Origin of the sequence: Dyella sp. BiH032 (genome assembly GCF_031954525.1) — a bacterium.
Taxonomy (GTDB): domain Bacteria; phylum Pseudomonadota; class Gammaproteobacteria; order Xanthomonadales; family Rhodanobacteraceae; genus Dyella_D.
This window is the reverse complement of the sequence record NZ_CP134867.1, coordinates 4,488,756-4,508,440: the sequence shown is the minus strand read 5'-3', so window position 1 is coordinate 4,508,440 and position 19,685 is coordinate 4,488,756. Positions and strand designations below refer to the sequence as shown.

General features: G+C 62.5%; 19 protein-coding genes. 8 read left to right on the top strand and 11 right to left on the bottom strand.

The features are described 5' to 3' along the window. Window positions 1-23: 23 nt before the first annotated feature. The 7 genes from RKE25_RS19815 to RKE25_RS19785 form a co-directional block, all read right to left on the bottom strand. On the bottom strand, window positions 24-575 hold the full coding sequence (locus RKE25_RS19815) for a Panacea domain-containing protein (protein ID WP_311839803.1): 552 nt from the start codon (window positions 573-575) through the stop codon (window positions 24-26). 536 nt (window positions 576-1,111) lie between these two features. Further along, a complete protein-coding gene (locus RKE25_RS19810; protein ID WP_311839802.1) occupies window positions 1,112-1,411 on the bottom strand; it encodes a hypothetical protein in 300 nt (99 codons plus the stop codon). Window positions 1,412-1,598: 187 nt separating this feature from the next. Continuing rightward, complete coding sequence (locus RKE25_RS19805) at window positions 1,599-2,390, bottom strand: FkbM family methyltransferase (RefSeq protein WP_311839801.1); 792 nt, start codon at window positions 2,388-2,390, stop codon at window positions 1,599-1,601. A 620-nt stretch (window positions 2,391-3,010) separates the two neighbouring features. Next, on the bottom strand, window positions 3,011-5,053 hold the full coding sequence (locus tag RKE25_RS19800; protein WP_311839800.1) for a glycosyl hydrolase family 28-related protein: 2,043 nt from the start codon (window positions 5,051-5,053) through the stop codon (window positions 3,011-3,013). Window positions 5,054-5,195: 142 nt separating this feature from the next. Next, a complete protein-coding gene (locus tag RKE25_RS19795) occupies window positions 5,196-5,726 on the bottom strand; it encodes a terminase small subunit (RefSeq protein ID WP_311839799.1) in 531 nt (176 codons plus the stop codon). Further along, entirely contained in the window at window positions 5,726-6,274 is a 549-nt protein-coding gene (locus RKE25_RS19790; RefSeq protein ID WP_311839798.1) for a hypothetical protein, read from the bottom strand. Before RKE25_RS19790 ends, RKE25_RS19795 begins: the two co-directional genes overlap by 1 nt. Continuing rightward, the gene (locus tag RKE25_RS19785) at window positions 6,267-6,881 is read right to left on the bottom strand and encodes a hypothetical protein (RefSeq protein ID WP_311839797.1); all 615 of its coding nucleotides are present in this window, start codon (window positions 6,879-6,881) and stop codon (window positions 6,267-6,269) included. The genes RKE25_RS19790 and RKE25_RS19785 overlap by 8 nt, the downstream gene beginning before the upstream one ends. Window positions 6,882-7,384: 503 nt before the next feature. Between RKE25_RS19785 and RKE25_RS19780 the strand changes: the two genes are divergently transcribed. The 3 genes from RKE25_RS19780 (at window position 7,385) to RKE25_RS19770 (ending at window position 8,737) form a co-directional block, all read left to right on the top strand. Beyond that, window positions 7,385-7,702: a hypothetical protein gene (locus tag RKE25_RS19780; RefSeq protein WP_311839796.1), complete on the top strand. Its 318-nt coding sequence runs from the start codon at window positions 7,385-7,387 to the stop codon at window positions 7,700-7,702. A 15-nt stretch (window positions 7,703-7,717) separates the two neighbouring features. Beyond that, window positions 7,718-7,894 (top strand): helix-turn-helix domain-containing protein, encoded by a 177-nt coding sequence (locus RKE25_RS19775; protein ID WP_311839795.1) that lies wholly within the window; start codon window positions 7,718-7,720, stop codon window positions 7,892-7,894. A gap of 150 nt (window positions 7,895-8,044) precedes the next feature. Next, window positions 8,045-8,737: a hypothetical protein gene (locus tag RKE25_RS19770; RefSeq protein WP_311839794.1), complete on the top strand. Its 693-nt coding sequence runs from the start codon at window positions 8,045-8,047 to the stop codon at window positions 8,735-8,737. A gap of 9 nt (window positions 8,738-8,746) precedes the next feature. Here the strand turns inward: RKE25_RS19770 and RKE25_RS19765 are convergent, their stop codons facing one another. From RKE25_RS19765 to RKE25_RS19750, 4 genes are all read right to left on the bottom strand, one after another. After that, window positions 8,747-10,657, bottom strand: coding sequence for an AAA family ATPase (locus tag RKE25_RS19765; RefSeq protein WP_311839793.1), 1,911 nt, complete (start codon window positions 10,655-10,657; stop codon window positions 8,747-8,749). Continuing rightward, on the bottom strand, window positions 10,657-11,163 hold the full coding sequence (locus RKE25_RS19760; RefSeq protein WP_311839792.1) for a hypothetical protein: 507 nt from the start codon (window positions 11,161-11,163) through the stop codon (window positions 10,657-10,659). The genes RKE25_RS19765 and RKE25_RS19760 overlap by 1 nt, the downstream gene beginning before the upstream one ends. Then, window positions 11,160-11,393: an AlpA family phage regulatory protein gene (locus tag RKE25_RS19755; RefSeq protein WP_311839791.1), complete on the bottom strand. Its 234-nt coding sequence runs from the start codon at window positions 11,391-11,393 to the stop codon at window positions 11,160-11,162. Before RKE25_RS19755 ends, RKE25_RS19760 begins: the two co-directional genes overlap by 4 nt. A gap of 320 nt (window positions 11,394-11,713) precedes the next feature. Further along, window positions 11,714-13,150: an integrase family protein gene (locus RKE25_RS19750; RefSeq protein ID WP_311839790.1), complete on the bottom strand. Its 1,437-nt coding sequence runs from the start codon at window positions 13,148-13,150 to the stop codon at window positions 11,714-11,716. A gap of 381 nt (window positions 13,151-13,531) precedes the next feature. On the opposite strand from RKE25_RS19750, the gene RKE25_RS19745 reads away from it, so the two are divergent. The 5 genes from RKE25_RS19745 to RKE25_RS19725 all read left to right on the top strand — a co-directional run bounded on the left by RKE25_RS19745 (window position 13,532) and on the right by RKE25_RS19725 (window position 19,648). Beyond that, on the top strand, window positions 13,532-15,700 hold the full coding sequence (locus RKE25_RS19745; protein ID WP_311839789.1) for a diguanylate cyclase: 2,169 nt from the start codon (window positions 13,532-13,534) through the stop codon (window positions 15,698-15,700). Window positions 15,701-15,773: 73 nt separating this feature from the next. Next, window positions 15,774-16,739: a patatin-like phospholipase family protein gene (locus tag RKE25_RS19740; RefSeq protein WP_311839788.1), complete on the top strand. Its 966-nt coding sequence runs from the start codon at window positions 15,774-15,776 to the stop codon at window positions 16,737-16,739. A gap of 51 nt (window positions 16,740-16,790) precedes the next feature. Further along, window positions 16,791-17,303: a rhodanese-like domain-containing protein gene (locus tag RKE25_RS19735; protein ID WP_311839787.1), complete on the top strand. Its 513-nt coding sequence runs from the start codon at window positions 16,791-16,793 to the stop codon at window positions 17,301-17,303. Window positions 17,304-17,324: 21 nt separating this feature from the next. After that, on the top strand, window positions 17,325-18,239 hold the full coding sequence (gene rocF, locus RKE25_RS19730) for an arginase (protein ID WP_311839786.1): 915 nt from the start codon (window positions 17,325-17,327) through the stop codon (window positions 18,237-18,239). Between the two features lie 38 nt (window positions 18,240-18,277). Next, the gene (locus RKE25_RS19725; protein ID WP_311839785.1) at window positions 18,278-19,648 is read left to right on the top strand and encodes a tryptophan--tRNA ligase; all 1,371 of its coding nucleotides are present in this window, start codon (window positions 18,278-18,280) and stop codon (window positions 19,646-19,648) included. Window positions 19,649-19,685: the final 37 nt, after the last annotated feature.

Here is a 19,685-nt window from a genome sequence, read left to right as displayed (position 1 = left end):
GTGCGTCCATGCAGCCATTGGATCTACCTGTACCGGCTCAGCACTCGATCGAGGGACCGCCTCTCGCGATATTTCTCAGCCCGCTCGCTGGCTTCTTTCTCTTCAACGCCGAGGGCTAAGAAAAGCTTCTCGGGCTTAATATCGAAGCTGGAACCGTTGGGATCTTCCCACTCCTGACAATTTTTATGCGTCCAGTCCCGAAGATCCCACTGGGACATCGCGCCGAAGCGTGCATAAGTCTGGTCGAGGATTTCGCGATCCGGTCCAGACAACTCGTCCAAATCCCAGTGGTTACTTTGAGCGGTGGTGTTGATGTCATACGCCGTGCGCGCTGCTATCCATCGCGACCAATGGTCGTCCTCTCGCGCGCCGTTCATTAGTTCGTAAACGAGCGATAGCACCGGTCCGTGGGGCATCGATACAAGTCGATCCCCAGATAAGGTATCTCCATAGAGGCGCACACTCTCCCGATCCGCCAAATACATGAGTTTGAGCAACTTCATGTAGGGGGCCGGACGGCCTTCTTTTCTGAGCAGGTAAGCCGCTACCTGAGCGACTTTCTCTGGCTTGAACACAACGCCTTCCTTCGGGCTTAGCCCGGTGGCCATAGCAAGTATCTGGACGACTTGCAGCCAACACAAATTCCGTGCGTCCACTGCACTGGACGAGCGCCATTTTGCCCAGATGTCTACAATTTATCCACAGGTTTATGCACCGGCCTTTCTGATAGGTTAAGAGACCGTGCTCGGGTGAAAAATATCGCTTCAATTCAATGATTTGATGTATACCGCTTCTAGCTCTCATAGGCCGCGACAGCGGGTGTCTGCTGCTCCTGATCCGCGCAAGACAGGTATTACGTGTTTCGTCGGCAACCAGCCGGCGCCCGTAGCGATGCCGGTGGAAGCTGAACGGTACGCAGCGGTAATCATCGGTCAGCCTGCGACGGTCTGTGGCCCATAATTCCGCAGCGACCTGTCCGGCCGTGGCGCCGTCGTTAGAGAATCAGATTCTGCCGATTGGCCCTCCCACCTCGCCCTCCTATAGTTGCAACGCCCCGCGAGTCCTGGCGGCGCACACCCCGCGCGCGGCAGCCGATGACCGGGGCACACTTCTAGTCGAAGTGGTCGAACGGTTCCGGCTTTCCCCGCCACATCTCGCGCAGTTGCACTGCTAAGTGGTGCTTGAACGCGTTCGGCGCAAACCGATCAAACTTGCCCCGTGGATCTTCTGCACCTCGCGCCAGCACAGTTCGCTCCCAGCGAGACCTCGCAGCGATCCATCGCTCCAAGTGCTTCATGGCTGTCGCCTCGCGCTGGTAGGTCGCTACCTCCCGGATACGGGAAACGCCCAGCATGATTTCAAGGTGCCAGACGCCGTTACGGCGGATCAGCCAGGCGAACTCCCTAGACACGAAGGGTCTCACTAGGTGTGCGTGCCAGCGGGATAGCGGAGTGCCTCCCCGCATCCCGAGTTGCACCCACTGAACTTCGACTGCCCCCATGGGGCCAGGGTATGCCTCAGCAGTCTCGGCATTGGAGACCGGACGTATGGCTAGTTACGGCTACCGAGGTCCGCTTGGCAAGAAATCATCAACTACTTTACGCCACGGCCTCATGGCGGAAATGTTCGTGGAACCGCGCCATTTGATTCGGATGGAATGCTCCCACAAGCGTGGGGTATTTCATCATCACGATATGGCGGTGCATGACGATGTAGCTCTCGTCAGAGTCATGCAGATCCTGGTACGTGTCGTCGTGAACAGCGTAGAGAATCGGGAACGTCGCTCGCAGCGAATCTAGAAAGTCCGGCACCGTTATGCGCTGAAAGGCGTTGAGGCACCAGTGATTAAGCTCAAGCGCAACGACGGGCCTAAATTTCTTCAGGGTTCTGGTACCCCCTTTTATGACGCTTCCTTCGAAGCCTTCGACATCGATTTTTATGAAGTCGATTGCGTCTAGGTTGAGCAGCCCAGCTACGTTATCAAGCTCGTCGATAGCGATGCTCTCTACCGTGTGACCCTCGCTCGCCCTCAGCTGATTTGAAACATAGCCGCCTGATCGATTGTTTGGTGCAAACGTCAGCTCGAATGCCCCCTTCTCGGCTCCGAGTCCATAGTTGTGAAGCACAATATTCGGAGCCACCGACGTGTTAGTTCTGAGTAACCTGAATGTGCTCGGTGACGGCTCGAATGCATGCACAACGTCGGCCATCGATGAAAGCGCCAAAGCTGTGCACCCGATGTTGGCGCCTATGTCGAGAACCGTGCCTTGCGCAAAACAGCGAAAGAGGGCAACCATCTCCGGTTCGAACACCGGGCCGACTGCTTCTAGATAAGCATCATCAGATTGAAGGGTGAAAGACTTTCCAGCAATTTCGACGTTCGCTTCCATGAGTGTCTCCATGCCAAGCCCCGATCCTGCCATCCCATTCGGATGGGACGCCAGTGCATTGAGTACCAGCTACCACTATGAAGGGATGTCGAGCGTCCAAATGCTTCTGAAAGTACGCCGAGCTGCGCCTTTAGGCGCTCCATATTTACCCGGTGGCTATCCTCGGCCCTGGCGTTGCGTCATACCTGTGCGCTACGTATGTAGCTGGATTAGGAGAGCCCTTCGGTTGATATGCGAACGCGCTACGGACCTTGCGCACATTGATATCCAGCACATCACAGCACCAGCGAAAACTAAAGGGCGCGGTGTTTCGATCATCGGCCACCCAGGCGATCGCCTGTAGCTCGTATGGCCTGGGTGACGCCAGAGGGGATTTTCGACGGCGCCTGACGTACCGTTGGATGTCACTGATCGCAACGCAAAGCATGGCCGCGACCAGCCTGCGCTGTGGCGTGGCTGGCGAGCCATTGAGATCGACATCCGACCAGAGGGCGACAGCTGTACGCACTGGAAATCTCATTGGCTGGAGAGTGCTGGATGCTCAGCCGACTTTCGGACTGCTTCCTGTTGACTCGCATAGGCGAAGCCTGCGCAATGTGCCTTTAGGACTTGGTTTGCCCTCACAGTCCAATCCATGCGTTATCACCTGTCTTGAGCACGGTCACAGCACTTCCAGCGGAAAGGACGATATTGGTTGACGTGCCGCCACGGTAAAGGGTAACGCCGGACACGGGGGCGACAGTAACGTTGCCGCCTGAGCCCTGGGCATTGACCACGGTTATGCGGGTGCCATTGGGTAGATTTTGCGCAGTGCCGGAAACCAGGCCGGGTAGATATAGGAACCGAGTTGCGCTCATCAACACGATGTTGCCGGCGTGCTGCATGCCGGCCTGTACGTCTACGGCCGAGGTTGTGATGATGTCATTGTGCTTGGTCTTTACGTTGTCGCTGAATCGAGCGGCGACCGTGCTGAATGTGTTGCTCGCGCTGTAATCGATCACGCTGCAGTAATTACCGGCACCGCAGACAACGGCGGGAACACCCGCGCTAGCGCGGTCCCAGTTGAAGAACGAGGCGCTGCTGACGACGACCGTATTGCTCGTGCCATCCACGCGCACAATGCCTTGCGGGAAATCGTAGCCAGACAGGCCGGTAATGATGGCCTGGCAGTTGGTGCCTGCAATCTGGACGCCCGCGCCGACAGACACACTGTCGTACTTGTTCTGAACGATGATGTTCGAAACCTGCATGGTCGCGCCGGTGGCGGCAGCATCCACAACAAGGCCGTTCACAACACCATCGAAGTTGATGCAGCTTGCGCGCAGTGCGTACGTTGTACCGGTGGCACCATTCTCGATCGACAAACCCTTATTGGCAAAGATGCAGAAGCAGCCAACCATGGTCGGGTTATCAACGCGAAGGAACCGATACGCCTTAAGGTTGCTGAGCGTATACGCAGTGACGTTCGTGTCCTCAGACCAGAACGGCCACATATGGACGTTCTGCAGACGCGCGGTGTCGCGGCAGTCATCGATGCAGATGCCTTCCACGAAGGCGTGCATTTTCACATTATCGATCGTGGGACGATTTGAACACTTGATGCCCTTGTAGGGGTTCAAGAGCATCATGTCTTTGAACGTCCACTCGTTCGCGGCCGGCGACATGAAAAAGTCGTAGTCGTAAACCGTAGGCGTCCAACCCACACCAGGGGCCGGATGGCTGCGATAGGTGCCGAACTTCTGGAAGATACCGCCCTGTTGGGTTGTCACCAGGAAGAACCCTTGGCCGCTGTGATTCAAGTAGAACCACGAACCCGTACCGGGTACACCCGTGCCTCGATCGACAGAAGTACCTTCACCGACCATGTCCAGCTTGCCGCCTACACTGATGACGGAAGTGGTTCGGTATTTGCCGGCGGGGACCAGCAACGTTTTTCCGCTAGTCACACAGGCATTGACCGCGGCCTGGATAGCTGCCGTATCGTCGGTAGTGCCGTTGCCCACCGCACCGAAATCTTTCAGGGATACGTAATCCCGCATCTTGGTCTGCGCGGTGCGCGCGACCGATCCCGTATCCGCCAACTGGAAACCTACATACCCGGCACCGCCTGCGGCGGCCAGGCCGGGGTAGGTGACAATAAGGCTAGGGACAATACCGCCGGCTGCGCCGGCCGCTATCGTCTGCGCCTGGCTCAGACTCACGGCGTCTGTCGGGTTGACCGCTGTGGGAATACCCGTTAAGCCGTAAGGGGTAATGTCGTACGAGGTCGCCAAGCCGCCACGCGTCAGGGTGCGGCCGTCCGCCACCTGCAACTGCTGCACCAGCATGGTCAGGCGATCCAACGCCATTTCGTGACTGGCAGAAGGGAAAACACTGTTGGACGGGTACGCCGTCTGCTGGACAGCGGCAACATTGCGCTCGATCAGGACTTGATCGCCGCTGGCCGGGGCTGCAACCAGGGTGGCGCTCCCGCCCGCACCGTTGCCAGCACCCGTTAGGGTGTAATCGCTATTCAACACCAGTACGGTGACCACACCCGTAGCTGCGGCCTTTTTGCTGATCTTGATGTCAGTATCGACGAGGAAATAGAAGGGGATGGCGAATATGTGGGTTACGCCGTTACCCGTGTACTGCGCTTGTGCTGTGCTGGTGTTGACGGTCATGCGGCGGCCCCCCTTAGAGCCTCACGCGAAAAAATTAAAAGTCCGGCCTAGCCCTGGCCCCGGGTGGAACTCGCGCGCCAATTCCCGGGGGTACCCCGCCACCCGGCCCCCGGTCGCGGCGAAAGGAGGGGCCCCATTGCCGTCAGTGCTCGAAAAGCCGCTGGCCGTAAATGCTGGAGGGCGGTTCAACTGATTCGTTATCAACTGAGCGACCACGCTCAACGCCAGGCAGCGCAACAAACTCGCCTTCTATGGCTGGCGCCGAGTCGCACATAGGTCGCAACAGCCGCGCTTTTGCCTCTGCCAGAGCGCCGTTTACGTCGACGCGCTCGACGGTGATGTCCACCTTTTCGCGCAGCAGATTGGCCGCCTTGCCTCTTAGCTCGATGACTTTGACCAAGGCGTTGGCGTTATTGGTGCGCACTGCGTGCGCTTCGGCTCTAGCCAAGTCCTGCATAAAGCGCTGAAGGTTGTATTCCGCTTCGTCAGCCCACTTACCGCTGATGCGATCGAGTTCCTCGCGGACGAGCGGGTTCTCGTGCAGCAGTTTGTGCGCGATGTACTTGGCGGACTTAGCGGAGTAGCCGGCTTCGATGGCTGCTTGCGTAGCCGTGATGCCCGTTTGGTAAGCGGCGATGAATCGACGCTGCTGCGGGTTGAGCTGACGAGCCATTATTTGCCGCGGTTAGCGCGGGCACGCGCTCGATTGGCCAAGTGCTCGATAAGCCAACGATCGTTACCTAGACCGCTCTGTTCGAGCATGTCGAGGATCGCGGGATTGCGCTTGGCAATCGCTTGGATCTCCGCTTGTGCCAAGCGAATGGTTTCGGCACCGCGCACTGGATCGTGACGGGAGATATCTGCGGTGACCTGCTGCATCGCGGCCAGATTGCTTTCATGAGAGGGGGGATTCAGCAGGGCGCGATTCCACAGGGTAGTGATGTGCCGGCCGATCTCGGGCGGCAACCTTTCTTCTGCGAACAGCTGGCGAACCTGCAGTTCTTGCTGGGGGCTGTGCTGAACGCCGGGCGGCGGCTGATCGAAGCTGTAGCGTCCGGGGTGAGCGCTTTCGTCCCAGAACGATGCTTCCATGGCGTCGGCCACGGGATCCGTTTGGGCCAGGGGCAGGGCGGCCTTGGTTTCGGCCTCGGGAGTGCTGGCTGGGGCGCTCGGAACGCCAAGCGCCTCGGCCGTAGTCGATGCAGCGGCATTCTCATCCATGCATCGCCCCCAAAGTCCACTGCTTCCAGCTCAGGAGCAGGCCGGCAGTCTCTGCAAATCGGTCGTCGATCGGCGCAACTTCGTGCCGCGGCTGCATCCCTATGAAGCCTGGCAAGCCAATGCGGTACATCTCCAGCCTCAGCAGGCCGTCGACTTGTGGCTGGCGCAGAACCGCGCCGTCAGCATCTTTGGCGTCGGGGAGAGCGCGAGCGATGGTCGCGGTCTGAGCGTTCATCTGTTCGTAGGCCGCGGCCAATTCGCCAAGGAGGCGAGCGATGGTCCGCGAAGTCTCGGCGCGGGCCTTTGCGGCGCGGATGGCCTCGTCGTAGCGGGCTTCAGTCGCTTTACGTGCGGCTTCGGCTTCCGCTGCCGATTGGCGGGCCTGCACGGTGCCCAGCGCGTCGCGAGCGGCGCGTTCCTCGGCCTCTGCGGCATCGACCTTGGCGCGCGCCTTGGCGATGGCCTGAAGATCGACTGCGCCTTCCTGGGTCAGCTCCTGGACCGTGACGGCGTACGTCGTGCGGGCGGCCTCCAGCCGGGCTTTGGCGGCCTCGTGCTGGCTCTGTACCTGCGTAACTACGGCGGCGGACGGGCTCCGTTTGAACATTCGATGTCCTGAGTTGTGCGCCAATGTTGCCTAGTGTTGTCTTGCGGGGCGATGTCATAGTCGATAAGCGATTGAATTGTCTCATGTAATTGCTGAATTTCGACCGACTGAAAGAGGTAAGACCTACTGCATACATAGCAGTAGATGGGGGCTTGAAGGCGGCTGCGGCCGGACCAGTTCCTCGCGCGTGCGCGCGAGCGGTGGGCTGGAGTAGCTGGCAGCAAACGGGCGAAGGAGGCTCTGCGTTTAGTTGCTGTTTATGTTTTTCTTTGGGCTAAACCGCGGTGCTGACAAAGCGACAACACCCCCTTCGACATCACCGACTCCCGGAAAGCCAACTCCGCCGCGCTTTCGCCGGGGCGGCGATGAGGTTTTGGCATCACTGCGCCCCCTAATCGATTGGGGTGATGTGGTTTTATCAACATAAATAATTGATTTGACTGGTTTTTTTTGGCGACGCAGGATGCGCGCTGTGGCATCTGCCACCAACAGGAGGGAAGGCCATGTTTATTCTTCAGATCGAAGTCGACAGCATCGAAGACGGCGAACGGATTCTCGACACACTCAGAGCAGTTGCCTTACAGGGCGCGGCAGATTCGAAAAAGGATTGCGCCACGGAGAGCCCTCATCCGGCGATCCGCCTGCCAGAGCATCCCGTGCCCGATGACGTGCGCCGGGCTATGTCTGCCCTGCAGGCCAAACATGGGATATCCAACGTGGGCGTCCCTGTCGCTTTGCTCGAGCGGTTCGGCGTCGACAGCCTCCGACAGCTAAGGCCGGAGCAGCATGCGGACTTCATCGCGGCGTGTGCGGAGGCGTAGACCATGGGGGCGGTTATGCACCTCACCCCTGAAGAAGTCGCCGCCCGCCTGCGGCTGAAGGTCAAAACGTTGGAAGGCTGGCGCAATAGGCGCAAGGGTCCGCCGTACCAGAAGTTCGGCAAGCGAGTGCTGTATCCACTCGACAAGCTGGAGGCTTGGGAGAAAGACCAGTTGGTGCAAACCAGAGGATGACCCCATGGCGACAAGGCGACACCCTTATAAGGGGGGTGTCGCCTGTGTCGCCTTCCCTATGGCTTGGAGACAGAGGCGACATGTCGCTTAGTTGTCGCCTTTGTCGCCAATCGATGGAATGCTTTCCCTGAGGAAACAGGGGGCGCGGTCATGGGAAAGAAGTTCAAGGGCAAAACATGTGTTTACTGTGGAGGGTCGTCGTCCACTGGCGATCACGTCGTGGCACGTGCTTTTTTCCCTGAAGAACTGCGGGGAGATTTGCCGCAAGTACCGGCCTGTCTTTCTTGCAATAACAAGAAATCGGATCTCGAAACCTATTTGGTTGCCGTGCTCCCCATTGCCGGCAATCACGCCGCTGCCAATCGCCTGTTCGATGATGCACGGCGGCGCATCCAGAAAAACGCGCGATTGATGCGTGAAATGGCCAAAGGCTTTGAGGTGTACTCGCCCGTATCCACGGAGGATGCCCACGCCACCTTTTTTCGAGGATCGCAGTTAATCCAATATGCGGCCTACGTTGGCCGCGGCCTTCTGTATCACCACTTTGGTACGGTGCTCGGCCCGGAGCATGAAGCGAAAGGCCTGGCTATCGATGCGCTGGGACAACGGCGCTTTGACGTCATGTTCGAGCATCTCCGCCACGTGGCAAGCATGGTGAGTAATAGTCTTGCCGGTGGGGCGCTGGCATACAGGGGGTTTGTGGCCGCCGATGATTCACAAGTATCTGCGTGGCAGGTCCGCTTGTACGGCGGCGTAAACCTGGGCACTTCGTCTACCGGCTACAAGCACGGTACTTTTGACTTTGCGGCAATGACCACCAAGAAGGGGCGCTTGTTGGACTAGGGCCGCGCTTCAAGATGGAGCTTCGTACAGATCCTTCCCCTCGAACTGACGCACGATACGTTCCGATACCAGCCAGTCTTTCCCCCGCTCGAACTTCTTTTGCCGCACCTTTGCCGCAGCCTTTGCCTCGGCACCGCGAAGATCATCGCCCAGCGGGTTCTGCTCGAAGAAAGCGGCCCGCCATTGCGCCGTGGTGCACTGGGCTGGCGCGTCGAAGTCCGCCCCGCTAGCCGAAGCTAGCGCGGTAACAAATGCGTTGCGCACGAGCGTGCGATCGGGCGTCCAGTTGAGCGTCTTACCTCCGCGAGCGGGTGCGCAAGACGCGAGGTCAGTCACGACACACGAGGTGATTCGCTCATCTGGAGCATCGGGCGCCGGGCCTAGATCCACCACGGAGAGGTTAAAGCCGAACTCCAGCCCATCCTCTGCATCCTTTGCCTTTGTGATCTTCAGTCGACGGGCGCCCGAAGCTTCCGCGGTAACGAGCAGCTCCGCGTCGGTGGCGCCGAGTAGCGATGAGTGACCGCGTGCACCCTTGGTTAGGTCCTTGGACGCGTGGTGTATATAGAGGACAAGGCACCCGAAGGCGCGCGATAGCCGGCCGGCTTGAGCGATCGCGGCGCCCATATCGACGGATGAATTTTCGTCGCCGGCTGGCATGGCGCGATTGAGCGTGTCGATCACGATAAGTGACGGCGAGAAGCTCTCGGTACGAAGGACGTCTATTAGATCTTTGATGTCCCGCGAGTCGAGCACGCTCAGCCCTGCGCCTGTGATTGCGCGGAAGCCGGAATAGTCACCGCCGTGGTGCCGCTTGTAAGCATCGATGCGAGTGCGTACCTGGCCCTCCAGGCCGATGTAGAGCACGTTCCCCTGCGTAACCCGTTTCCCGGCCCACGGCTCTCCCTTGGCCACTGCCATGGCTATATCGAGCACGAGGAAGGTCTTGCCGGAGCGTGGCTGGCCGTAGATCACCCCAAGACCAGTCTTGGGCAGAATGCCGCGCACGAGCCATGGTGGGATCGGTTTGCTTAGGAGCGCGTCGATGGTCTCCAGTGTGTACCGGGCCTTGGCTTCTGCGGCTGGTGTCTCGACAGGCTGAAACTGGGCCTCTGGTGCATCCGATCCAGCAGGGTTGGTGCCGTATAGGTAAGCATTATTGACCTTTACGGCGAGGTCGTCCGGCGCCCAGCCGCACCCATCGTGCCAATGCTCAAGCATCAGGGCGCAAGCGTCCGCTGGATCGACAATGCCCAGATCCTTCAGTTTCGCTGCCACACGGAAAGTGGTGGCATCCCCACCTGCGCCTTCGATGGCTTCCGGCGCCTGGTGGGCGAGGTACTCGATCGCACGAGCGCGCGCCCGCTGCGGGTCAATGCCGGGCAGGGGTGTACGGTCGACGGCCTTCGGACGTGGCGCGCCGCACCGGTCGATCAGCCATTGAGGCGCAGGCGTAGGCGTTTCGGCTTCGTTGGCCGAATACGACTTGCCGTCGATCATGCTGCCGGGGGCTACGATGAAGCCGCCAGCACTGCGTATATCGAGCCCCGGGCCTAGCGTGTCCACGCCTTGCTTGACCGGCACGGGAGCGCGGTAGATCAGGTGCCGACCACCCGACGGCGTGCTGCTTTCTAGAGTGGAGGGAAACTCGCACCCCTCCAGTTCGAGCCCCAGCAGCGCGGCGTCGCCGCTCTTGCCGCCCTTATTGTCGATGTCTACGACAACCAGCGCGTCACCCTCGCCAAACCGGCCAGTCGCAATGCCCCAGTTGGCGCCTGGATGTGCGGCAAGCCAGCGCTCAATTTGCGCGGCATCGCGTGAGGCCCTCGTCTGCCAGTTCGATATGGCCGGCAGTTTGGAGTTGGGGCGCAATGGAAAGACATTGAAGCCCTGGGCCGCCAGTTCCTGGGGAGTCGACATCACTTGCCGCCCTCCGGCCAAAAGATGGCATGCGCGATGATCTCATCCGTAGGGGAAATGGGCTGCCAGCGCTCCGGAGAATCCGCGGGGGCGCCTAGCATGGCTTCGTAATCCCACAGCACGCCGAGCGAGTCCGCTGAGACGCGGCCCTCTCGGCGTGCGGTCGCGATGACTTTGCGCAGTTGCGTTTCTCCCTTCCGCAGCTCATCCGACGTGTAGCCGATCAGTTCGCTACCGGGGCGGCCGAGCGTGCTTACGATGAAGCGAACGTGTCCACCATCGACGTACAGGTCGACTTGAAATATCCGCTCACCGGGGAGTGCGGGCGCCAAGTCTTCAGGAGCATCCGAATCCGAGTTCGACAGAAGGCTAATTTCAATGCCGGGATCTTCCGGCAGTCGACCTTCAATGCGGTCGTTGATCAGCCCTTTCACTTCGGAAATGGTTTCTTGGTCCCGGATCCGAATGGGGACATTGGCAGGGAGCGCGCGAGCGGCGGCCTTCATGCCCCATTCTCCGTGCGAGAAGCGGAGCGCTCTTCGAGCCACGCGCGAAGCTCGCGCGCAAACCAAGCCACCTTCCGGCCACCGACTCGGAACCGTTTTGGAAACTTGCCCGCTTTCTCTAGCCGAAGAAGGTGCACGCGGGTGTAGGGCACCCCGTACTCGGTTTTCAGCGACGAATAGGGGACGACGCGGTCGTGAGACTGCTCGATCTGGGAAATGGAATCGGTCATGGGACACCTGGATTAAGAGGTGGCCGATAGCCGGAGGAGATGCACGCCCCTGAATCCCACGGCCTAGTGGGGATTCAGAGGGCGGGAACAAGGATCCTTATCTGCGTTTCCCTTCGCTCGGGTGGCCATCGATTGGCCAACGCTTTTTGCAGGGGAACCTTGTAAACGCCTTCCGGAGAGCGAGCGAAGACGATCACATCGTAGCTTATGATGCCGAATTGTCAACGCTCTCGATGGTAAATCATCAACAAAAACAGTGCATTGAAGACAAAAATCAATTGGCCGATGGCTCTGCTATGCGGGTTCCGGGCGGTTCTCGGTCATTGGGTCGCATCCGAGTTGCGGAGCGCTTTTGCGAGCGCCTTGTCGAACGCCTTTAACGCGGCCAGCTTCTCCGGCAGGTAGAGCGCCGCCGCGTTTCGGTAATGCAGTCCGGTCACGCCGGTGATGCCATGGCTCTGCAGCCGGTCCGCGGAGATGTCAGGGACGCCGGCCGCCTGCATCATTTGTGCGCAGGTGCGACGCAGATCGCGCGGGGTGAACGGCGCAATCCGCCTCCCATAGAGCATCGCGTGTTCTGACCCGAGCCAGTACCTCACCGCGCCAGCGGGCGACGCGATATCGATGTGAGTACGTTCATTGGTAGACCATGGGTAGGCATGTTTGCCCGTCAACGGCTGCAGCTCTTTGAGGATCTTCACCATGCGGCTGGTCATTGGGACCAGATGCACGCGGGGTTGGCCGCCGCGGCCCTTCCTGTCGACAAGAGAAATGACTTTGTTCTCCAGGTCGTACGAGGCCCACGGCTCGCGGGCTAGTTGATGGGTACGTTGGCCGCCGCTGGCGATCGTGAAGCGGAGCAGGCGGGCCATGACTTCCCCTACGTTGGGCGCTAGCCCAATCGTGTTCCAGAACTGCCGCAGTTCGTCCGCAGAAAGCACCCGGGTGACTGGGGTCGACTTCGCTTCCCGAGGGATTGGCGCGACCGGATTGTGGACAAGCCCATACGTGCGGACTGCCCGTCTGGCGACGGAGTGCTCAGAGGACAGGCCGTAGGCAAAAGCGGCGCGCAGGAACGTCTGCAGCTTGTCGGCGCCACCCTGGGCGCCTCCGGTGCTCCGCCGCCCCTTGCTGCCTCTGCCCTTGGCCGGGCGGGGGATGCCCGAATGGAACACTGGGCGGAGCAGGGCAACGATGTGGGCCGGTTCGATCTCGCCGGCTTTCAGGTCGAGCATACCTGGCGATAGCTTGTCCAAGCGATCGATAAGCCTGACCCACTCATCGGTCTGCCGGGCGCTGGCTGGCGCCCGTTTCTCGGTCCCTTCCTTACGCCAGGCGACATAGTCCTGCAGGAGGTCCCGGAACGTACCGCGGCTAGCCTCCTTGGCTCGCTTGGTGGCCGCCAGGATCCGTTCCTTGGCCGGGCTCCGGCCAGCGTTGACGAGAGCCAGCACACGCGTCGCTTCCTCGCGTGCGTGCTTCAGGCTCAACGCCCGGTTGCCGGAGGGGAAACCGTCCTCGGGCTGGTAGGGAGCTGCGGAATGCTCGCCGCCGCGCACGTAGCGCCCCAAACGAATGCGGCGCACGCCAACATCGGGCAGGCGCTTGATGAGCACCCAAGTCATCGCTCCGCCTGGCGATACGCGCAAGGCCAGTCCGCGGACCACGCTATCGGCATAGTCGATCTGCTTTTCGGTGGGCTTGATTGAATCGATAGTGCGTTGTGTGAGGCTTGTGCGGGTGGCTGTTTTGGTCATGGATATAGGCAACCCTAGGCAACAAAAGTGGCCGTCTCGTTCAATTTCGGTCTGTTGCCTTAAGTCGCATTGTTGGGGCGCGAGGCCTTGCAAATACTAGGTTCAACGTAGGGTTGATGCAAATTCAATGGGACGCAACGAAACGTCACCAACGCGCTTGTAAGCGGTAGGTCGTCTGTTCGAGTCAGACTGTCGGCACCATTTTTCCTGCGCAGGTGCGCCCTCCGACATCCCGCCCTCTGGCGGGATGTCGCGTATCTGGGGCATGGTAGGCGCGCAGGCCGCCGGTGCGGCAACGAAAAGCAGTCGACATTTTTTTTGGCGTGCGCTGGCTATAAGCAGCGCAGGGAAGTTGGCAAACCTCTTTTTCGAGGAGCCGTGATGCCGTTGCCGGACCCGTCACGAACGAACTTGCGCTGGACGCGCGGGGCCGAGGTCTCGGCGCTGTTCGCCGCCGTGCTCGCGTCCACGGCGTATTCGCTCCTGCTCACGCGCCCCAGCGGCAGCAACGTCACCATGTGGATCGCCAATGGCGTGGTGGTCGGTGCGCTGCTGCGCGTGCCGAGCGAGCGCTGGCCGTCGTATCTGGCAGCGGCGTTCGCAGGCTACTTCACCGGCAAGATATTGCTGGGCGATCCCTGGTTCGCCGGCGTGCTGCTGGGTCTGGTCAACGGCGTGGAGGTGATGATCGTCGCGCGGGGCGTGCGCCAGCGTTTCCCGAGCGTCCAGGACGATACGCCGTTCCTGCGCCTGGGACAGGTCGCCATGATGTCCACGGTGATTGCCGTGATGGTCTCCGCGGGGTTGGCGGCTTTCGTTTTCTACGCCACGGCCAATACCTCGTTCTGGGAAACCTACGACTGGTGGTTCCGCGCGCACCTGCTGGGCATGGTGATCGTGGCCACGCTCACGCTGGTGCTGCTGATCCAGCGCTCCCGCATGCTCGGCCACCCGGGCTACCGCCTGGCACTGCTGCGCGATCTGCTCCTGCTCGGCGCGACCACCGGCGCGGTCTTCGCGCAATCGCGCTATCCCCTGCTGTTCGTGATCTTCGCGCCGCTGCTGTACGTGGTGATGCGGCATCGTTTTCCCGGCCTGGTGATCGGCGTGGCGCTGGTGACATTGATCACCAACATCGCCATGGGGCTGGGCCGGGGGCCGTTGGAACTGATCCCTGGCGCCGGTCCGGTGGAGCGCGCGGTGCTGGGCCAGGTATTCCTGGGCGTGGTGTGCCTGGTGGCCGTGCCGGTCGCGCTTGGCCAGGCCGATCGCCGGCGGCTCGCGCGGCGCGTGCGCGACAGCGAGCTGCGCTATCGCCTACTGGCCGACTACGCCAGCGACCTGGTGATGCGCATCGCGCGCGATGGCACGCGGCGCTACGTCTCGCCGTCCATCAAGGATCTACTCGGCTGGGACGTGGCCGAATTCGTGCAGGCGCGGCAGGACCTGATCCATCCGGACGACCGCGAGCGCGTGGCTGCCGCGGTGGAGCAACTCTGGGCGGAGAGCAGGATATCGCTGACGCGATACCGTCTGCGCCACAAGAAGGGCTATTACATCTGGATCGAAGCGCTGGTGCGGGTGATGCCCAGCCCCGAACGGCCGGGCGACATGGAGTTGATCTATACGGGCCGCGACATTACCGAAAGCATCGTGGCCGAGCAGGCGCTGGCCGACAGCGAAGCGCGCCTGCGCAGCATCACCGACAAGGTGCCCGCGCTGATCGCCCACGTCGGCGCGGACGAGCGCTACATCTTCGTCAACGGCTACGCGCGGGAGATCACCGGGCAGGATCCCGCCGCCATGGTCGGCCGCACCGTGCGCGACGTGCGCGGCGCGCTGCTCTACGGCATGCTCAAGCCGCACATCGCGACCGCGCTGCAAGGGCGCGAAACCACGTTCGAATACGAACTGGAGCGCGACGGCCGGTATTTCTATCTGCAGACCACGTACATGCCGGCGCTGTCCGTCACCGGCGAGAGCATCGGCTTCTATGCGCTGACCACCGACGTCACGCGGATCAAGCTGGCCGAGCAGAAGCTCGCTTTCCTCGCGCATTACGATCCGCTGACCAATCTGGCCAACCGGCGCTATTTCACCGAATGCGCCCAGGCCGCGTTCGAGCGGGCCGCGATCACGCGCACGCCCATGCTGCTGATGCTGATCGACGTGGATTATTTCAAGGAGATCAACGACGGCCACGGCCACGCCGCCGGCGACGCGGTGCTGCGCGAAGTGGCGCGACGATTGAAGTCGTCCGTACGCAAATCCGACCTGGTGGCGCGCCTGGGCGGCGACGAGTTCGTGATCCTGTGCGACGACGTGGACGCCACGTATGCCGCCGAAGGACTTGCCGCGAAAGTCGTCGCGTCGATGGCGCCGTCGGTCGCGCTGGATGCCGCGCGCCTGAACGTGACGCTGAGCGTGGGCGCCGCGTTGTGCCGCGATCCGGCGTCGCTGGACGCCTTGCTGCAGAAAGCGGACGAAGCCCTCTACGAGGCCAAGGAAGCGGGGCGCGCCTGTTTCCGGCTCAAAGTGGACGGGTTGTAGAAGCATAGCCACTTGACGCTTCCGGACGGCCCTCCGAAGATCGGATGATGCGACGCAACAAACGGATCCGGCCATGATCTCGGTAAAGCTGGCGCTGCAGGGAGGCGGTGCGCACGGCGCCTTCACCTGGGGAGCCCTGGACCGTTTGCTCGAGCTGCCGGGCCTTGCCGTGGAGTCGATCAGCGGCACCAGCAGCGGCGGCATGAACGCCGCGGCGCTCGCGCAGGGCTGGGCGCACGGCGGCGCGCCTGCCGCGCGGGCGTCGCTGGAGGCGTTCTGGACCACGCTGGCTGGACGCAATGCCGTGGCCGACTGGTGGCGAGCGCATTCGCTGCCGTTCGCCGATGCCTTGCCCTGGCCGGCGGTGGCGCCGCCGAGCCAAGGCGGCATCAATCCTCTGCGCTCGCTGGTCGAGGAGTTCTTCGACGAAGAAACGCTGCGCCACGGCCCGGTGGCCTTGCATGTCGCTGCCACCCGCATGCGGGACGGCGCGCTGGCGGTGTTCTCCGGCGCGCGCCTCAGCCATGACGCCCTGCTGGCCTCGGCAAGCCTTCCGCCGTGGTTTCCGCCCACCGAGATCGACGGCGAGACCTATTGGGACGGCGGCTTCGCCGGCAATCCCGCGCTGGAACCGTTGCTCTACGCGGGCGGCGACGAGGTGCTGTGCATCCTGCTGCAACCGCTCCAGCGCCAGGCGATGCCCCGTACGGCGCGCGAGGCGCTCATGCTCTCGGCGGAGTTTTCCTTCGGCGCCGCCTTCGCGCGCGAACTGCGCGATCTCGCCGCGGCACGCGGGCGGGCGGCGCACCATCTGTGGCCCAGCGCCGCCGAGCGCAAGCTGCGCGACCTGCGCCTGCACGTGGTGGCGCCGGAAGAGGGACTGGCCGCGCTGGGGCATTCCGCCGCGGACACACGCAGCAACCAGCTGCGGGCCCTTCACGATCTGGGGTGGGAGGCGGCCGACCGGTGGCTGGCCCGGCATGGCGGGGACCTGGGCGTACGCGGCACCTTCGCACTGAACGCCGCTGGGGCGGATTGAGTCAGGCGGCGGCGTGCCGCCAGCAAACCGCTAGGGAGCGATCTTGTAGACTTGGGCGATATCGCCGGCGAGCCGGCGACATTCTTCCCGTTTCTCAGCGTATTGCCCGACGAGATGCCATCCCACCGCCCCATTCCCGCCCAGCTTTCCGTCCACGCCGGACGGACGTGGTTCCGTCGTGCGGCCGTTTGCTTCCTGCTCGCGTTGGCCGGTGCCGCACCGGCGCAGGAGGCACCGCTGACGCGCCCCGAGCTGCTGCGCCTGCAGCAGGCGGGACAGGCGCCGCTGCTGCTGGACGTGCGCCGCGCCGACGAGTACCGCGATGGCCACATCGCCGGCGCGCTGAACATTCCCGTGGAACATCTGGCCGAGCGCTACACCGCGCTGGGCGTGCCGCGCGAACGGGAGATCGTGGTGTATTGCGCGTCCGGGCGCCGCGCTGCGCGCGCCCAGGCACTGCTGGCGGCGCAAGGCTACAGCCACGTGCGCCTGCTCGACGGCAGCGTCGACGCCTGGCGTCGCGAGCAGCTGCCGCTGGTGCGCGAAGGCGCCTCTCATCCCTGACATCGCAACGACCGAGGAAGCATGGGTAATCAGGCTGTATCCCTGATCGGTGTACCTACCGATATCGGCGCCGGACATCGCGGCGCCTCGATGGGGCCGGAGGCCCTGCGCGTGGCCAATCTCGTGGCGCGGCTGGCCGCACGCGGGCTGGATGTCGCCGACCGCGGCAATCTGCAGGGTCCGATGAACCCGTGGCAGCCGCCGCACGACGGCTATCGCCATCTGCCCGCCGTGGTGGAGTGGAATCGCGCCGTGTACGAGGCGGTGTATGCCGAACTGGGCGCGGGTCGCCTGCCGGTGATGCTGGGCGGCGATCATTGCCTCGCGATCGGCTCCATTACCGCCGTTGCGCGCCACTGCCGCGAGAACGGCAAGCAGCTACGCGTGCTGTGGCTGGACGCGCATGCCGATTTCAATACCGCGCAGATCACGCCCTCCGGCAACATTCACGGCATGCCAGTGGCTTGCCTGTGCGGCATGGGTCCGGAAGAACTCACCACGCTCGGTGGCAGCAAGCCGGCAACCTCGCCGGACGTGTTCCGCCAGATCGGCATCCGCTCGGTCGACGAGGGCGAAAAGCGTCTGGTACGCGAGGCCCAGGTGAGCATCTTCGACATGCGCCAGATCGACGAGTCCGGTATGAAGCGCGTGATGGAGACGGCGCTGGAAGGTGTGGACGCCGACACGCACCTGCACGTCAGCTTCGACGTGGATTTCCTCGATCCGACCATTGCGCCGGGCGTGGGCACCACCGTGCGTGGCGGCCCGAACTACCGCGAGGCGCAGCTGTGCATGGAGATGATCGCCGACACCGGCCGTCTCGCCTCGCTGGACATCGTGGAACTCAATCCGGCCTTCGACAAGCGCAACCAGACCGCCAAGCTCGCGGTGGACCTGGTGGAATCGCTGTTCGGCAAATCCACGCTGATCCGCTGACGCCCCGACACGCCATAACGACAACAAGCAGAAACGACATGCGAACCCGTGTACTGACTGGCATCACCACCACCGGCACGCCGCACCTGGGCAACTACGTCGGCGCGATCCGCCCCGCCGTGGCTGCCAGCCTCCGTCCGGAGGTGGACGCCTTCTATTTCATGGCCGACTACCACGCGCTGATCAAGAGCGACGATCCGGCGCGTATCGAGCGTTCGCGCCTGGAGATTGCCGCGACGTGGCTGGCCGCGGGGCTGGATCCGGACCGGGTGACGTTCTATCGCCAGTCCGATATCCCGGAGATTCCCGAGCTGACGTGGTTCCTCACCTGCGTCACCGCCAAGGGTCTGCTCAATCGCGCGCATGCCTACAAGGCGGCGGTGGACAAGAACACCGAGGCGGGCGAGGACGCCGATGCGGGCGTCACCGCCGGCCTGTACATGTACCCGGTGCTGATGGCAGCCGACATCCTGGCCTTCGACGCGCACAAGGTGCCGGTGGGCCGCGACCAGATCCAGCACATCGAGATGGCGCGCGATATCGGGCAGCGCTTCAATCACATCTACGGCAAGGAATACTTCGTGCTGCCGGAAGTAGTGATCGAGGAGCAGGTCGCCACCTTGCCGGGCCTGGACGGCCGCAAGATGTCCAAGAGCTACGACAACACCATCCCGCTGTTCTCCGGCGGCAAGAAGCACCTGCGCGACAGCATCATGCGCATCGTCACCGACTCGCGCCTGCCGGGTGAGCCGAAGGATCCGGACAGCTCTTCGCTGTTCACCATTTTTCGCGCCTTTGCCACTGAGGCGGAAGCCAGCGCATTCCGCCAGGCGCTGCTGGACGGTATCGGCTGGGGCGAGGCGAAGCAGGTGCTGTTCGAACGGATCGAGGCTGACGTCGCCCCGATGCGCGAGCGTTACGACGAGCTGATGTCGAAGCCGGAGCGCATCGAAGCGATCCTGCGCGAAGGCGCGCGCAAGGCCCGCGCCATCGCCGCGCCGAAGATCGCCGTGCTGCGCGATGCGATCGGCTTGCGCTCGGGCACCATGGTGGCCGCGGCACCCGCGCCGGCGGTGGGCAAGGCCGAGGGTCGGGCGGGCAAATTGCCGCGCTTCGCCAGTTTCCGCGAGGCCGATGGTAGCTTCCGTTTCCGCCTGTTCTCCGCCGAGGGCGAAGAGCTGCTGCTGTCCAAGCCGTTCGCGGATCCGAAGGCGGCTGGCGCGTATCAGAAGCGGTTGAAAGGTTCTGGCGCGACGTCCGCCGTGCTGCAGGTGCAGCCGCATGCGTTGCAGCTGGAACTGGACGGCGAGCTCGTCGGCAGCACGCCCGAGTACGCCGACGAACAGGCCCGCGACGAAGCCTTGGCGCGCCTGCGCGAAGCGCTCGACCAGCTCTCCTCGCAGGAGTGAGCGCGGCGGGTCGTGCGGAGGCGCGGAACCGTTTCCT

Coding starts and splice junctions, on each gene's coding strand:
- RKE25_RS19785 (WP_311839797.1), bottom strand. CDS start 6,881: ATGTTCAAACGGAGCCCGTCCGCCGCCGTAGTTACGCAGGTACAGAGC.
- RKE25_RS19775 (WP_311839795.1), top strand. CDS start 7,718: ATGCACCTCACCCCTGAAGAAGTCGCCGCCCGCCTGCGGCTGAAGGTC.
- RKE25_RS19805 (WP_311839801.1), bottom strand. CDS start 2,390: ATGGAAGCGAACGTCGAAATTGCTGGAAAGTCTTTCACCCTTCAATCT.
- RKE25_RS19790 (WP_311839798.1), bottom strand. CDS start 6,274: ATGGATGAGAATGCCGCTGCATCGACTACGGCCGAGGCGCTTGGCGTT.
- RKE25_RS19765 (WP_311839793.1), bottom strand. CDS start 10,657: ATGTCGACTCCCCAGGAACTGGCGGCCCAGGGCTTCAATGTCTTTCCA.
- RKE25_RS19740 (WP_311839788.1), top strand. CDS start 15,774: ATGATCTCGGTAAAGCTGGCGCTGCAGGGAGGCGGTGCGCACGGCGCC.
- RKE25_RS19760 (WP_311839792.1), bottom strand. CDS start 11,163: ATGAAGGCCGCCGCTCGCGCGCTCCCTGCCAATGTCCCCATTCGGATC.
- RKE25_RS19725 (WP_311839785.1), top strand. CDS start 18,278: ATGCGAACCCGTGTACTGACTGGCATCACCACCACCGGCACGCCGCAC.
- RKE25_RS19800 (WP_311839800.1), bottom strand. CDS start 5,053: ATGACCGTCAACACCAGCACAGCACAAGCGCAGTACACGGGTAACGGC.
- RKE25_RS19780 (WP_311839796.1), top strand. CDS start 7,385: ATGTTTATTCTTCAGATCGAAGTCGACAGCATCGAAGACGGCGAACGG.
- rocF (WP_311839786.1), top strand. CDS start 17,325: ATGGGTAATCAGGCTGTATCCCTGATCGGTGTACCTACCGATATCGGC.
- RKE25_RS19745 (WP_311839789.1), top strand. CDS start 13,532: ATGCCGTTGCCGGACCCGTCACGAACGAACTTGCGCTGGACGCGCGGG.
- RKE25_RS19795 (WP_311839799.1), bottom strand. CDS start 5,726: ATGGCTCGTCAGCTCAACCCGCAGCAGCGTCGATTCATCGCCGCTTAC.
- RKE25_RS19770 (WP_311839794.1), top strand. CDS start 8,045: ATGGGAAAGAAGTTCAAGGGCAAAACATGTGTTTACTGTGGAGGGTCG.
- RKE25_RS19755 (WP_311839791.1), bottom strand. CDS start 11,393: ATGACCGATTCCATTTCCCAGATCGAGCAGTCTCACGACCGCGTCGTC.
- RKE25_RS19750 (WP_311839790.1), bottom strand. CDS start 13,150: ATGACCAAAACAGCCACCCGCACAAGCCTCACACAACGCACTATCGAT.